Source organism: Rosenbergiella gaditana, from assembly GCF_018494065.1.
In the GTDB taxonomy this organism is placed as follows: Bacteria; Pseudomonadota; Gammaproteobacteria; order Enterobacterales; family Enterobacteriaceae; genus Rosenbergiella; species Rosenbergiella gaditana.
This window is the reverse complement of the sequence record NZ_JABBFR010000024.1, coordinates 13,691-27,787: the sequence shown is the minus strand read 5'-3', so window position 1 is coordinate 27,787 and position 14,097 is coordinate 13,691. Positions and strand designations below refer to the sequence as shown.

Annotated in this window: 14 protein-coding genes and 1 tRNA gene; 14 read left to right on the top strand and 1 reads right to left on the bottom strand. The window is 48.2% G+C overall.

The annotated features are described in order from the left end of the window. Position 1 precedes the first annotated feature (1 nt). Positions 2-76 (top strand) — tRNA-Gln (locus HH682_RS13845). A 46-nt stretch (positions 77-122) separates the two neighbouring features. Here the strand turns inward: HH682_RS13845 and ubiF are convergent. After that, positions 123-1,301 carry a 3-demethoxyubiquinol 3-hydroxylase gene (ubiF, locus tag HH682_RS13840; protein ID WP_214238119.1) on the bottom strand — a complete coding sequence of 393 codons (1,179 nt, stop codon included), beginning with the start codon at positions 1,299-1,301 and terminating at the stop codon, positions 123-125. A 174-nt stretch (positions 1,302-1,475) separates the two neighbouring features. Here ubiF and miaB point away from each other — a divergent pair, with 174 nt between their 5' ends. The 13 genes from miaB (at position 1,476) to rlmH (ending at position 14,068) form a co-directional block, all read left to right on the top strand. Then, on the top strand, positions 1,476-2,900 hold the full coding sequence (miaB, locus tag HH682_RS13835) for a tRNA (N6-isopentenyl adenosine(37)-C2)-methylthiotransferase MiaB (RefSeq protein WP_214238118.1): 1,425 nt from the start codon (positions 1,476-1,478) through the stop codon (positions 2,898-2,900). 156 nt (positions 2,901-3,056) lie between these two features. Next, positions 3,057-3,245, top strand: coding sequence for a DUF1737 domain-containing protein (locus HH682_RS13830; RefSeq protein ID WP_214238117.1), 189 nt, complete (start codon positions 3,057-3,059; stop codon positions 3,243-3,245). A gap of 261 nt (positions 3,246-3,506) precedes the next feature. Further along, positions 3,507-3,917 (top strand): hydroxyisourate hydrolase, encoded by a 411-nt coding sequence (uraH, locus tag HH682_RS13825; RefSeq protein ID WP_214238116.1) that lies wholly within the window; start codon positions 3,507-3,509, stop codon positions 3,915-3,917. Positions 3,918-4,134: 217 nt separating this feature from the next. Further along, positions 4,135-5,184 (top strand): PhoH family protein, encoded by a 1,050-nt coding sequence (locus HH682_RS13820; protein ID WP_214238115.1) that lies wholly within the window; start codon positions 4,135-4,137, stop codon positions 5,182-5,184. Beyond that, on the top strand, positions 5,184-5,660 hold the full coding sequence (ybeY, locus tag HH682_RS13815; RefSeq protein WP_214238114.1) for an rRNA maturation RNase YbeY: 477 nt from the start codon (positions 5,184-5,186) through the stop codon (positions 5,658-5,660). The genes HH682_RS13820 and ybeY overlap by 1 nt, the downstream gene beginning before the upstream one ends. A gap of 75 nt (positions 5,661-5,735) precedes the next feature. Beyond that, a complete protein-coding gene (gene corC / locus HH682_RS13810) occupies positions 5,736-6,617 on the top strand; it encodes a CNNM family magnesium/cobalt transport protein CorC (RefSeq protein ID WP_214238113.1) in 882 nt (293 codons plus the stop codon). 5 nt (positions 6,618-6,622) lie between these two features. Continuing rightward, on the top strand, positions 6,623-8,161 hold the full coding sequence (gene lnt, locus HH682_RS13805) for an apolipoprotein N-acyltransferase (protein WP_214238112.1): 1,539 nt from the start codon (positions 6,623-6,625) through the stop codon (positions 8,159-8,161). Between the two features lie 145 nt (positions 8,162-8,306). Continuing rightward, positions 8,307-10,889 carry a leucine--tRNA ligase gene (gene leuS / locus HH682_RS13800; protein WP_214238111.1) on the top strand — a complete coding sequence of 861 codons (2,583 nt, stop codon included), beginning with the start codon at positions 8,307-8,309 and terminating at the stop codon, positions 10,887-10,889. 13 nt (positions 10,890-10,902) lie between these two features. Beyond that, positions 10,903-11,517: an LPS assembly lipoprotein LptE gene (lptE, locus tag HH682_RS13795; protein ID WP_214238110.1), complete on the top strand. Its 615-nt coding sequence runs from the start codon at positions 10,903-10,905 to the stop codon at positions 11,515-11,517. After that, positions 11,517-12,545, top strand: coding sequence for a DNA polymerase III subunit delta (holA, locus tag HH682_RS13790; protein WP_214238109.1), 1,029 nt, complete (start codon positions 11,517-11,519; stop codon positions 12,543-12,545). Before lptE ends, holA begins: the two co-directional genes overlap by 1 nt. Beyond that, positions 12,538-13,182, top strand: a complete 645-nt coding sequence (nadD, locus tag HH682_RS13785; RefSeq protein WP_214238108.1) for a nicotinate-nucleotide adenylyltransferase — start codon at positions 12,538-12,540, stop codon at positions 13,180-13,182. Before holA ends, nadD begins: the two co-directional genes overlap by 8 nt. Before the next feature lie 94 nt (positions 13,183-13,276). Beyond that, the gene (gene rsfS, locus HH682_RS13780; protein ID WP_214238107.1) at positions 13,277-13,594 is read left to right on the top strand and encodes a ribosome silencing factor; all 318 of its coding nucleotides are present in this window, start codon (positions 13,277-13,279) and stop codon (positions 13,592-13,594) included. 3 nt (positions 13,595-13,597) lie between these two features. After that, complete coding sequence (gene rlmH / locus HH682_RS13775) at positions 13,598-14,068, top strand: 23S rRNA (pseudouridine(1915)-N(3))-methyltransferase RlmH (protein WP_214238106.1); 471 nt, start codon at positions 13,598-13,600, stop codon at positions 14,066-14,068. Positions 14,069-14,097 lie beyond the last annotated feature (29 nt).

The following is a 14,097-nucleotide window of genomic DNA, read 5'->3' as shown; positions in this document are numbered from 1 at the left end:
TTGGGATATCGCCAAGCGGTAAGGCACCGGTTTTTGATACCGGCATTCCCTGGTTCGAATCCAGGTATCCCAGCCATACTCTCTAAATAATAACGCCAACCTTCGCTGACGTTCACGCAGTATTATAATCCTAATGCATAGCTCAAGGCTTTACGTTTTAGCCATCCACCCCGTTGCGCCGCCATTAATCCAACATTTCTAATAATTTCTAATGGGGCATGCTGGTTGCTAAACGTAAAATAGAACAGATCCATACCCGTTTGCATCACTAAATTATCTACATGGCGCTTACGTTGATAATGCTTTAACGTGTCGAGTCGCCACCAAGGAGCATTCACTCGGCGAGCCGCTACTAGCACATCAATGAGCGCATCCACATCACGATAGCCAAGATTAACGCCCTGCCCAGCTAACGGGTTAATGGTGTGTGCCGCATCCCCCACTAACGCAATGCCTGGTTTAACATAGGCCGTAGCATGCCGACGCGTTAACGGGAAAGCACCACTGCGTAAGGTCTTGACCTGACCGACGCAGGCAGGAAAATGCTGTGCTATTTCCTGGTCTAGTTGCGCCGGGGAGAGTTTTTTCAAATGGTTGATACGTGCTGCAGTGTCATACCAGACTAACGAGGCGAAGTGGCCATAGAGTGGGAGAAAGGCACGCGGTCCCTGAGGAGTGAACTGTTGCCACGTCGTATCACCGGGCTCTTTTTCGCACTCAACCGACATCAACATACAGGATTGTTGATAATCCCATCCCTGGATACCAATTCCTGCTCCTTGTCTTACTTGAGAATGCGCACCATCGGCCCCGACTAAAAGAGAGCACGTGATAGCGGTGCCTTGATTTAAAGCGATTGCCCACTTTTCCTGTTCAGGAAGATAGGACATGGTCTCAAGCATGGCCGGTGCAAACAAGGTGACCTCCAAGGCTTGCATACGTTCCCATAACACGCGTTGCAACACTTGATTTTCAACCATAAATCCCAATTCTGGTAAGTTTAGTAAGGCTGCACTGAATTCCGTTTTCGCGCTTTGCCACTCCCAGGTTTCCAACTGACGGTAAGGTGCACATCGTCTGGCAAGGACCTCTGACCATGCCCCAATTTCCTCAAGAAGCGCGACAGAGGTGCGGCTGATGGCAGAAATTCTCACATCAGGCAGAGAGGAAGGCTCATAAGGTTCAGGCTCGCGGCGCTCAATAACCGCTACGCGAAAATTTTGTTGCGTTAAGCCACAAGCCAGTGCAGCACCTACCATGCCACCACCATTGATTACCACATCAAAATGCTCTGTCTGCATAGCACATCCTCTAATACGAAAGACTTTTAGCTGAGTTTCGTTGAATTAAGATAATTTATATATTGTACCGTAATTTTCGTAGTAAACAGATGATCCATTATACTGGTCACAACAGCAGCAAAGCATTACAATATGCGGCTAGCCGATCCTTGCACTAAATCAATGGCCCGTTCGATGACGAAAAAATTACATATTAAGACTTGGGGCTGCCAGATGAACGAATACGATTCATCTAAAATGGCAGATCTCCTCAACAGCACACACGGCTTTTCCTTAACCGAAAATGCTGAAGAAGCAGATGTGTTACTCCTGAACACTTGTTCTATTCGCGAAAAAGCACAAGAAAAAGTTTTCCACCAGCTTGGTCGCTGGAGAGCGTTAAAAGAGCGTAACCCTGATCTCATCATCGGGGTTGGGGGCTGTGTGGCATCGCAAGAAGGCGACCACATTCGCCAACGTGCGCATTATGTCGATATCGTTTTTGGTCCTCAAACACTTCATCGCTTACCTGAGATGATTAACAGTGTACGGGGAAACAAGAGCCCAGTGGTCGATATCAGCTTCCCAGAAATTGAGAAGTTTGACCGCTTACCAGAACCTCGTGCTGATGGCCCTACTGCCTTTGTCTCGATCATGGAAGGCTGTAATAAATATTGTACCTTCTGTGTCGTACCTTACACCCGTGGTGAAGAAGTCAGCCGCCCTTGTGATGATATTCTGTTTGAAATCGCCCAACTGGCCGCGCAAGGTGTTCGTGAAGTTAATCTACTGGGGCAAAATGTTAACGCTTATCGAGGTGAACATTATGACGGCGCGGTCTGTACCTTCGCCGAATTAATCCGTTTAGTGGCCGCCATCGACGGTATTGACCGTATCCGCTTCACCACCAGCCACCCGATTGAATTTACCGACGATATCATCGATGTCTATCGTGATACGCCAGAATTAGTGAGCTTCCTGCATCTTCCGGTACAAAGCGGTGCGGATCGCATTTTAATGCTGATGAAGCGTGCACATACTGGGCTAGAGTTCAAAGCCATTATTCGTAAGCTGCGTGCTGCTCGTCCAAATATCCAGATCAGTTCCGATTTTATTATCGGCTTCCCTGGTGAGACACAAGAAGACTTCGAGCAGACAATGAAATTGATTGCGGATGTCAATTTCGATATGAGCTTCAGCTTTATCTATTCGGCTCGCCCAGGCACCCCCGCAGCAGATCTGCCAGATGACGTGAGCGATGAAGAGAAAAAACAACGTCTCTACATCCTGCAAGACCGTATTAACCAACAAGCTCAAGCTTGGAGTCGCCGTATGTTAGGGACCGAGCAGCGTGTATTGGTTGAAGGCACTTCGCGTAAGAACGTGATGGAATTATCTGGACGAACTGAAAATAACCGTGTGGTTAACTTCGAAGGTACACCAGATATGGTCGGTAAATTCGTTGATATTGAAGTCACCGATGTACTGCCTAACTCATTACGCGGCAAAGTGGTGCGTACAGAAGAAGAGATGGGGCTGCGTGTGGTTGAAAGCCCGGCTTCAGTTATCGCGCGTACCCGTAAAGAGAACGAGCTAGGCGTTGGGGTTTTTCAGCCTTAGTCGTTTGCCAGAATACTGGCTGCGACCTAGAAAGCAGAACCTTTTATTAGCTCGCCTCTATAAAGCCCTGTGTCATACAGGGCTTTTTTATGACATCGATACCTATTCCTGCAGCAATCAATTCTTCTTGAACCTAAACCAGATAAAGGATCTACGATGATTGAACAAGACACACCACTCCCACGTTATCGACTCCTCACAGGCCCTGACGATGCGAGCTTCTGTCGCAGAGTCTCTGAAATGTTAGACCGCGGTTATATCCTGTATGGCTCCCCCAGCCTCGCCTACGACTCAGCAAAGCAATGTATGATTGCTGCACAAGCGGTAATCCTCACTACACCGTAGATCAGGACACAAGATACTTAGTTCTTATTCTGCAGCCTAAGTCATGCAGTGGCTTATCCTGCCCTTCGAAAGGCTTTGACTCACTCAAACGTCGACTAAAAGCGGATAAGTATCCCTCTTGATACTTCGGCGGGACTTCCCCTAACTTAGCGTCGAAAAGGCTTAATGATGAATGCGTCACGAAATAACAAGCTATGTCCCACATCGCAGCGTTTCGTGACTATGCTAAAAGGGAAATCCTATCTTATCTAAGAGGCCCGTATGAAAGTTGTTGCATCACTCATCCCTATACTTTGTTTAGCTTGGTTACCTGCCGCCATGGCTGCCCCCGAAGGCACCTTAAGCGTGCATATTCTTAACCAGCAAACCGGTAAACCCTCTGCAGACGTTACCGTCGTGCTAGAAAAAAAAACCGACACGGGTTGGCAGACGCTAGCAACCGGTAAAACCGACAGTAACGGCCGAGTGAAATCCCTCTACCCCCAAGATTCTGAGATGGATAAAGGAGTGTATAAAGTCACCTTTGAAACCGGAGACTATTTTAAAAAAAGTGGTCAAGCGAGTTTCTTCCCTGAAATCCCCGTTATTTTCAGCGTCTCGCAAGAGAATGAAAAGCTCCATATTCCTCTGTTATTAAGCCAACATGGCTACTCGACCTATCGGGGGAATTAAGGCCTCTGTGCTATACCGGTAAAATGAATGTGTGCCCTGCGTAGCGCGATCGCCCCGCGGGGGACTCCATCCGTGAAGCCCGCCTTGATTTCCCAGATTGTGCCCCAACATCTGGGAGATAGCTTGCATCCCATGCAACCAGCATAAATAATCTGACTCATTATGCTTCACTCCAACCGTCGGTAACCGATCGACCCAAGTGATAAAGAGGATAAATTTGAATATTAAAACCCGTGAAATCACACTTGAACCTGCCGATAATCAGCGCTTATTAAGCCTTTGTGGGCCTTTTGATGACAATCTCAAACACCTAGAGCGCCGCTTAGGTCTTGAAATCAACCGTCGGGATAATCACTTTACACTCGCTGGACGAGCATTGATCGTGGCCGCGGCAGAAAATATCTTAAAAGATCTCTATGTGGATACCGCGCCAGTTCGTGGTCAAACTCAAGATATTTTACCTGAGAATATCCACTTAGCGATTAAAGAGAGTGGCGTATTAGAACAGAACGCTGAAAGCGTCCCGAACTTTGGTAAAGCGATCAATATTCAAACTCGCCGTGGGGTTATCAAGCCGCGGACTCCTAACCAAGCACAGTATATTGCCAATATTTTTGGGCACGACATCACTTTTGGTATCGGCCCTGCTGGAACGGGGAAAACCTATCTGGCGGTTGCGGCGGCCGTCGATGCGTTAGAAAAACAAGAGATTCGACGTATCCTGCTCACGCGTCCAGCCGTTGAAGCCGGTGAAAAGCTCGGATTTTTACCAGGTGATTTAAGTCAAAAGGTCGATCCTTACTTACGTCCTCTGTATGATGCACTCTTCGAAATGCTTGGCTTTGAACGCGTCGAGAAATTAATCGAGCGCAATGTTATCGAAGTCGCCCCCCTCGCCTATATGCGCGGACGTACGTTGAATGATGCGTTTATTATTTTAGATGAGAGTCAAAATACCACGATTGAGCAGATGAAAATGTTCTTAACGCGGATTGGCTTCAATTCTAAAGCGGTTATAACTGGGGATATCACACAGATCGACCTGCCGCGAAACGCTAAATCGGGCTTAAAACATGCAATAGAAGTGCTGTCAGAGGTCGATGAACTCAGTTTTAACTTTTTCCATAGCGAAGATGTCGTCAGGCATCCGGTGGTGGCGCGTATTGTCACGGCATATGAAGCATGGGAAGAAGCGGATCAGCAACGCCGAGCTGAACGCGCGGAAGAAAGAAAGCGTGAAGCACAAGCCCCTGCCCAGGAAAACTAATGGAACAAGACATTATTTTAGATTTACAAAATGTGTGCGCCTCAGCGGAAGGCTTACCCAGTGAAGCACAATTCCATCGCTGGTTGACTGCCGCGGTAAGCCCGTTTCAGGCCGTGAGCGAAGTCACTATTCGCTTAGTTGATGAGGCAGAAAGCCATGAATTGAACCATACTTGGCGAGGAAAGGATAAACCTACAAATGTGCTATCCTTTCCTTTTGAAGCCCCACCCGGCATCGAAGACTTTCCGCTGTTAGGCGATTTAATCATCTGCCGTCAAGTGGTTGAGCAAGAAGCGGTTGAACAACAAAAAACCCTTGAAGCGCATTGGGCCCATATGGTGATTCATGGTAGCCTGCACCTGCTTGGCTACGACCATATCGTCGATGAAGAAGCGGAAGAGATGGAAGCTCTGGAAACTGAGATAATGCTTGCGCTTGGTTATCCCGACCCGTACATTTCTGAAAAAGAAGCGTAGTATCTGTAGAGGGTGGTAAGTGTCGTTGTCCTTGCCACCAAAGTTTACTTAACGAGAGATCTAAATAAAACCGCCATGAGCGACGACCATTCCCAAAATAATGATACCCCTAGTAATAAAAAAGGATTTTTTTCATTACTCCTCAATCAGCTTTTTCATGGTGAACCCAAAAACCGTGATGAACTGTTAGAATTGATCAGAGATTCTGAGCAAAAAGACCTGATTGATGAAGATACCCGTGACATGATCGAAGGCGTGATGGATATCGCGCAACAACGGGTTCGGGATATCATGATCCCTCGCTCACAAATGGTCACCTTAAAACGCGACCAAACCCTTGATAGCTGCTTAGATATCATCGTTGATACCGCGCACTCCCGTTTCCCAGTCATCAGCGAAGATAAAGATCACGTTGAAGGCATCTTAATGGCCAAAGATTTACTGCCTTTCATGCGCAGTGATGCCGACGCCTTCAGCATTGAAAAGGTGCTACGCCCTGTGGTGGTGGTACCGGAAAGTAAACGTGTTGACCGCATGCTAAAAGAGTTTCGCTCTCAACGCTATCATATGGCCATCGTTATCGATGAATTCGGTGGCGTAGCAGGACTCGTTACCATTGAGGATATCCTCGAGCTGATCGTCGGTGAAATTGAAGATGAATATGACGATGTGGAAGATGCCGATGTGCGTCAGCTTAACCGTAGTACCTATACGGTAAGAGCCTTAATGTCTATCGACGATTTTAATCAGCAATTTGACACCAACTTTAGTGATGATGAGGTGGATACCGTCGGCGGATTAGTGATGCAAAGTTTCGGTCATCTCCCTGCTCGCGGTGAAAGTATTATGATTGAAGGCTACCAATTCAAAGTTGCCGTGGCCGATCGCCGCCGTATCATTCAAGTGCATGTCCGCATTCCCGAAGATGCCTCCCCTATAACTCTGAGTGACGACTAACACTTATGGCAGTCAGTAAAATCATTGACCGACAATCGGTTCGTCTGCTACTCGCTTTACTCACGGGTGCCGTTGGCACCCTTGCTTTTTCTCCTTTTGATCTCTGGCCCGCCGCCCTCGTCTCCTTATTTGGTTTGCAATGGCTAACCACGCAACGCAAAACCTCACAAGCAGCCGCCATCGGCTACTGCTGGGGCATGGGGTTATTTGGTAGTGGGATTAACTGGGTTTATGTCAGTATTGCGACCTTTGGAGGCATGCCAGGCCCGGTTAATGTCTTTTTAGTGGTGCTACTTGCCGCTTGGCTATCGTTATTTACCTTACTTTTTGCCTTACTGTTAACCCGTTTCTGGCCAAGGGCGAGCGCCGCACGTCTGCTACTCGCCGCACCGGCATTATGGCAGGCAACAGAATTTTTACGCGGCTGGGTACTCACCGGTTTCCCATGGTTACAATTTGGCTACAGTCAAATTGAGGGACCATTAAAAGGTATCGCCCCGATCGCCGGGGTCGAAACAATCAATTTCCTCCTTATGATGATTGCCGGTGCGCTAGTGCTCGCAGTACAACAACGCCAGATCCGTTACCTACTCGCGACAGGTGGAGTATTACTGCTTTGCTGGCCCCTACGCTATATTCATTGGTACCATGAGCAACCCGAGCGCAAAACCACCGTTGCCTTAGTGCAAGGGGATATTGCGCAGAGTATGAAGTGGGATCCTCAACAGCTCTCTCGCAGCTTACAGACTTATACACGCTTAACCGCGCCTCAATTAGGCCACGCAAAACTGATTATCTGGCCTGAGTCAGCTATCAGCGATTTGGAGACGAATCAACAAGCTTTTCTCCATCAATTAGATGATGAATTACGCCAGAGCGGAAGTTTGTTAGCAACGGGTATCGTTGATTCACGATTGATGTCCGACAATCGCTATCACGACTTCAATACCGTCATCACGTTAGGGAATCAATCCTCTTATAGTTACTACAGCCCTGACCGTTACCAGAAAAATCATCTGGTACCTTTTGGTGAGTTTGTTCCGCTGGCATCGCTGCTGAGGCCTCTCGCACCTTTCTTTGATCTGCCCATGTCCGGATTTAGTCGTGGTGCGTATTCACAATCACCGCTTTATTTAGGTGGATATCAGCTCACCACTGCCATCTGTTATGAAATCGTCTTGGGACAACAGGTGCGAGATAACCTGCGTCCAGATACCGATTTTCTGTTGACCGTTTCTAATGATGCCTGGTTTGGTCACTCTATCGGGCCTTGGCAGCATTTTCAGATGGCAAGGATGAGAGCGCTAGAGTTAGGTAAACCCCTGTTACGTGATACGAATAACGGTATCACCGCGGTCATTGCCGCAGATGGTGCGGTAGTTAAGCAATTGCCACAATTCCAGCCAGATGTGCTTAGCGCAGAAATTACCCCTACGCACGGTGCAACGCCCTATGCATTAACCGGTGACGCGACGATTTGGACAATCAGTCTCCTTTGCGCCATCGTCGCCTTTAGACGTCGTAAAAACGCCTCACTCATCTGAGCCTCTTAGGAGGCTCACCCCTCGACAAATGATGACTTACGAGAATTGGCAGTTGTTGCGCGGCAGCCTTATGGGTATGCTATGCGGATCTAAGTAAAGTCATTGTATCAAGCCCCGCGCTTATTAATAAGGATCACTGGCCGCCATGCAAGAGCAATACCGCCCGGAAGAGATAGAATCACACGTTCAAGCCCATTGGGATGAAAAAGAAACCTTCAAAGTGACAGAACAAGAAGGTAAAGAAAAATATTACTGCCTATCGATGCTTCCCTATCCTTCTGGCCGACTCCACATGGGGCACGTGCGTAACTACACTATTGGTGATGTGATTGCGCGTTACCAGCGTCTCCAAGGTAAAAATGTTTTACAACCAATAGGTTGGGATGCTTTCGGCCTACCCGCTGAAGGCGCTGCGGTCAAAAATAATACGGCTCCCGCACCCTGGACCTATGAAAATATCGACTATATGAAGAACCAGTTAAAGTTACTGGGCTTTGGTTATGATTGGAGCCGTGAATTAGCGACCTGTCAGCCAGAGTATTATCGTTGGGAACAATGGTTCTTCACTAAGCTTTATGAGAAAGGCTTAGTCTACAAAAAAACGTCAGCGGTTAACTGGTGCCCGAATGACCAAACCGTCTTAGCAAATGAACAAGTGGTCGATGGATGCTGCTGGCGTTGCGACAGTAAAGTCGAACGCAAAGAGATCCCACAATGGTTCATCAAAATTACGGACTACGCAGAAGAACTGCTTAACGATCTTGATACGTTAGAAGGTTGGCCTGAACAAGTTAAAACCATGCAACGTAACTGGATTGGCCGTTCTGAAGGTGTTGAAATTACTTTTGCTGTGGCTGACCGTACCGACACCTTAACCGTCTACACCACTCGCCCCGATACCTTTATGGGCGCTACCTATGTGGCCGTAGCGGCTGGACACCCACTCGCCCAAGAAGCGGCTGCACAAGATCCGTCTTTAGCTGCATTTATTGAAGAGTGCCGCAATACCAAAGTAGCCGAAGCCGAGATGGCGACCATGGAGAAAAAAGGTCATGCGACCGCCTTCCATGTAATTCACCCCCTTACTGGCGAGAAACTCCCTTTATGGGTGGCTAACTTTGTCTTGATGGAATACGGTACTGGCGCTGTCATGGCGGTACCTGCGCACGATCAACGCGATTGGGAATTTGCAAGCAAATACCAATTAACCATCAAGCCAGTGGTCTGTGACGAGGAAGGGAATATCCCTGATATCAGTAACGAGGCCATGACCTTTAAAGGTCGCTTAGTCAACTCTGGTGAGTTCGATGGGCTGGACCACACTGCTGGCTTCAATGCGATTGCTGATGCGTTAACAGCGAAAGGGGTCGGCGTTCGTAAAGTCAACTATCGTTTGCGCGACTGGGGCGTTTCACGTCAACGTTACTGGGGTGCACCAATCCCTATGGTCACGCTGGAAGATGGAACCGTAGTGCCGACACCAGAAGATCAATTACCGGTATTGCTCCCTGAAGATGTCGTAATGGACGGTATCACTAGCCCTATTAAAGCGGATCCAGATTGGGCGAAAACCACGGTTAATGGACAACCGGCGTTACGTGAAACAGATACCTTTGATACCTTTATGGAATCTTCATGGTATTACGCTCGTTATACCTGTACCCACTACGACCAAGGGATGCTTGACCCAGCCGCTGCGAACTACTGGTTGCCGGTTGACCAATATATTGGGGGTATCGAACATGCCATCATGCACCTGATGTATTTCCGCTTCTTCCATAAGTTATTGCGTGATACCGGCCTGGTGAATTCCAATGAGCCTGCTAAACGCCTACTTTGCCAAGGCATGGTTCTAGCGGATGCCTACTATTATGTCGGCGTGAATGGTGAGCGTAACTGGGTCTCTCCAGTAGAGGTTACCGTTGAGCGCGACGATAAAGGCCGTGTGACTAAAGCCACTGATACCGCAGGACGCGAAGTGATTTATGCGGGCATGAGTAAAATGTCCAAGTCCAAAAATAACGGTATCGACCCTCAATTGATGGTTGAACGCTACGGCGCTGATACGGTTCGTCTATTCATGATGTTTGCCTCGCCAGCCGAGATGACGTTGGAATGGCAAGAGTCTGGCGTTGAAGGGGCTAACCGCTTCCTTAAACGTGTCTGGCGTTTAGTTCATGAGCACACCAGTAAAGGCGCAGCAGCAGCATTGGACGTCAATGCGTTAAATGATGCTCAAAAATCACTTCGTCGTGAAGTGCATAAAACCATTGCTAAAGTCTCTGATGATGTAGGCCGTCGTCAAACCTTTAACACCGCGATTGCTGCGGTCATGGAGTTAATGAACAAGCTGACCCGAGCCCCTCAAGAGAGTGAGCAAGACCGGGCGCTTATGGATGAAGCATTAAATGCCGTCGTACGCCTGCTCTATCCGTTTACCCCACACGCCTGCTTCGTGTTATGGCAAGCCTTAGGGCAAACGACAACCATTGATGAAGCGCAATGGCCAGTTGCGGATCAACAAGCCATGGTTGAAGAGAGCGTGGTCATGGTGATTCAAATCAATGGTAAAGTGCGTGCCAAAATCAATGTCGCAGCCGATGCGACGCAAGAGCAAGTCCAAGCCCTTGCAGCAGAGGAACATTTAGTGGCGAAATATTTGGATGGCGCGACCATTCGTAAAGCCATCTTCGTCCCTGGCAAGCTGTTAAACCTAGTGATTGGTTAACTCCGGAGGTAATGTGCGACAGTTTCTACTCTACTTAATGATGGCGACCGCGGTGCTAAGCACCGCAGGTTGTGGTTTTCATACCCGTGGGAATACTAAGATCCCTAAGGAAATGAAAACGATGATTTTAAATAGTGGTGACCCTTACGGTCCTCTCGCTCGCGCAGTGCGCCAACAACTGCGTTTAAGTGGGATCAAATTGGTTGAAGACTCTCCGACTCAGCGTGTGAATGTGCCAACGCTACGCTTAGAGGGTGAGAATAATCACCGTGATACGGCTTCTGTTTTCTTAGACGGCAGTCGGGCGGAGTATCAATTGGTGATGTCCCTTAGTGGCCAAATCTTGATTCCAGGCAAAGGGATCTTCCCACTGCATACCACCGTCTATCGCGCTTATTTTGATAACTCTGGCAACCCGCTTGCCGCAGACTCAGAGCAAGATATGATCAGCCAAGAAATGCGTGAAAGGGCTTCTGAACAGCTGGTACGCCAATTGCTTGCCGTTCATGCCGCGGAACAACAAATCAATGGTACTGCCCCGGCAGTCCACCCAGCACTAGGACAACCTGAGGTGATTACCAGTACTTCAGAGCAAAGTCGTCACGCTGGTGTAGCGCTTGGTAACTAATGACCAGAGTGTTCCCTGAGCAACTTTCGGCGCAACTCAATCATGGGTTGCGTCGTTATTATCTATTAGTCGGTAGCGACCCCCTTCTGCACCAAGAGAGTCAGTACTCTATTTTGGCTGCCGCTCGGTTGCAATCATTCGGTGAGCATCACTCATTCTCTATCGATCAGCATACCGATTGGGATTTACTCTTCAGTGAATGCCAATCGATGAGCCTATTTAGTCAGCGACAGGTCTTTATTTTACAACTGGCGGAGAATGGCCCGAATGCTGCACAAGCCACTCAATTGGCGCAGCTGATTTCATTAATTCATGAAGATTTACTGCTTATTATTCATGCGCCGAAAATAACCAAAGCGCAAGAAAATAGTGCATGGTATAAGGCGCTGATTGAGGGGGGGTTACTTGTCACCTGTCATACCCCTGATCACCAACAACTCCCTCGTTGGGTACAGCAACGTTGTCGTGCAATGTCATTATCGATCGATGACCCATCGTTACGTCTTCTTTGTTATTACTATGAAGGTAACCTTTTGGCGTTGTCTCAAGCCTTAGAACGGCTCTCATTGTTATGGCCTGATGGCGTGCTTACCCTACCTCGAGTGGAAGAAGCCGTTTACGATGCCGCTGTCTTCACCCCCTATCACTGGATCGATGCCTTACTGGCAGGGAAAAGTAAACGAGCTCTGCACGTGTTACAGCAATTACAGTTGGAAGATCAAGAACCCATTATCCTACTCAGAACGCTGCAACGAGAAGTTATGATCCTGCTTGATGTCCAATCAAGACCGATAGATGCCCGTCGTGCAGCAATGGATAAACTTCGTGTTTGGCAAAATAGACGTCAACTTTATACTGGCGCGTTACAGCGCCTTGACCGAATGCGTTTACGTCAGATTGTCCATCATTTAACCTCACTTGAAATCGCCGTGAAAAAGGATTTCTCTGCCGAGTGTTGGCCAGCGTTAAATGCGCTGAGCGTGCTTATTTGTCAACCTCAGTTTCCTACAGGACTCTATCATGTCTAAGCTCTCTGCATGGTTTGGGGGGACCTTTGACCCCATTCATAATGGTCATTTACATTGTGCGCGTGAAATAGCCTCGCTGCTCGATTTGGATAACGTCACCTTACTCCCCAATAATGTGCCCCCCCATCGTCCTCAGCCAGAAGCCACCGCTGCGCAGCGCGTAGAATTGCTTAAGTGCGCAATACAGGATGACCCCCTGTTTTCCATTGATCGTCGTGAGCTTGACCGGGACACCCCCTCTTGGACCATTGATACCCTCACGCTGCTGCGTAAAGAGATCGGGGAAACGGCGCCTTTAGCCTTTATTATTGGACAGGACTCCTTGCTAAGCATCAATCAATGGGAAAGATGGCAAGAGATACTGGAATATTGCCACCTAGTGGTGGCTCAGCGTCCAGGCTATTCCAGCCAGCACGCTGACAATAAAGTCCAATCATGGATTACACGTCATCTTACTGATGCGGCCAGCCTCCCCCTGCAGCCTTGTGGTGGGATATTTTTAGCAGATACCTCGCTGTACACTATTTCAGCAACCGATATTCGCCGACGTTTACACCTCGGGCTTTCTTGTCAAGATTTACTCCCTGATGCCGTCATTGAGTACATCGCTGATACAGGCTTATATCGCCCCTGTTGACAGCGTGTTACAATAAGCCTCAACCCCTAGCAAACGCTTATTTTGGTTGCTAGGGATTTTACTTTTTTATCTATCATTACCTAAGGTGAAGCTTTTGCAAGGCCAAGCACTCCAAGCTTTCGTCGTCGACAAAGTTGACGATCTTAAAGCACAAAACATAATTTCTATTGATGTTCACGGTAAATCCAGTATCACAGACTGTATGGTGATTTGTACTGGTACCTCATCACGTCATGTCATGTCTATCGCAGACCATCTCAAACTAGAAGCGAAACTCGCTGGCTTACAGCCGATGGGAACAGAAGGTAAAGTTTCTGGCGATTGGGTAGTGGTCGATTTGGGTGAAGTTATCGTCCATATCATGGAAGAAGAAGCTCGTCAGCTTTATGAGCTTGAGAAACTCTGGAGCTAATGAGTGAAATTACAGCTCATCGCCGTAGGCACTAAAATGCCCGATTGGGTTCAAACCGGATTCATGGATTATTTACGCCGCTTTCCGCGCGATATGCCCTTTGAGCTTATCGAGGTTCCAGCGGGTAAACGCGGTAAGAACGCGGATATCAAGCGGATCCTTGAAAAAGAAGGTGAGGCGATGTTAGCTGTAGTGGGTAAAGGCAACCGAATCGTAACCTTGGATATCCCTGGCACCCCTTGGGAAACGCCTGTACTCGCCCAACAGCTTGACCGTTGGAAGCAGGACGGCCGTGATGTCAGCTTACTGATTGGTGGGCCTGAAGGTCTTGCCCCGGCTTGTAAAGCTGCGGCAGATCAAAGTTGGTCACTCTCGCCATTGACCTTACCCCATCCATTAGTCAGAGTATTAGTCGCTGAAAGCCTCTATCGTGCATGGAGTATTACGACTAACCATCCTTACCATCGCGAATAAATTCTCGACCCTTGAATAAGTAGAAAACA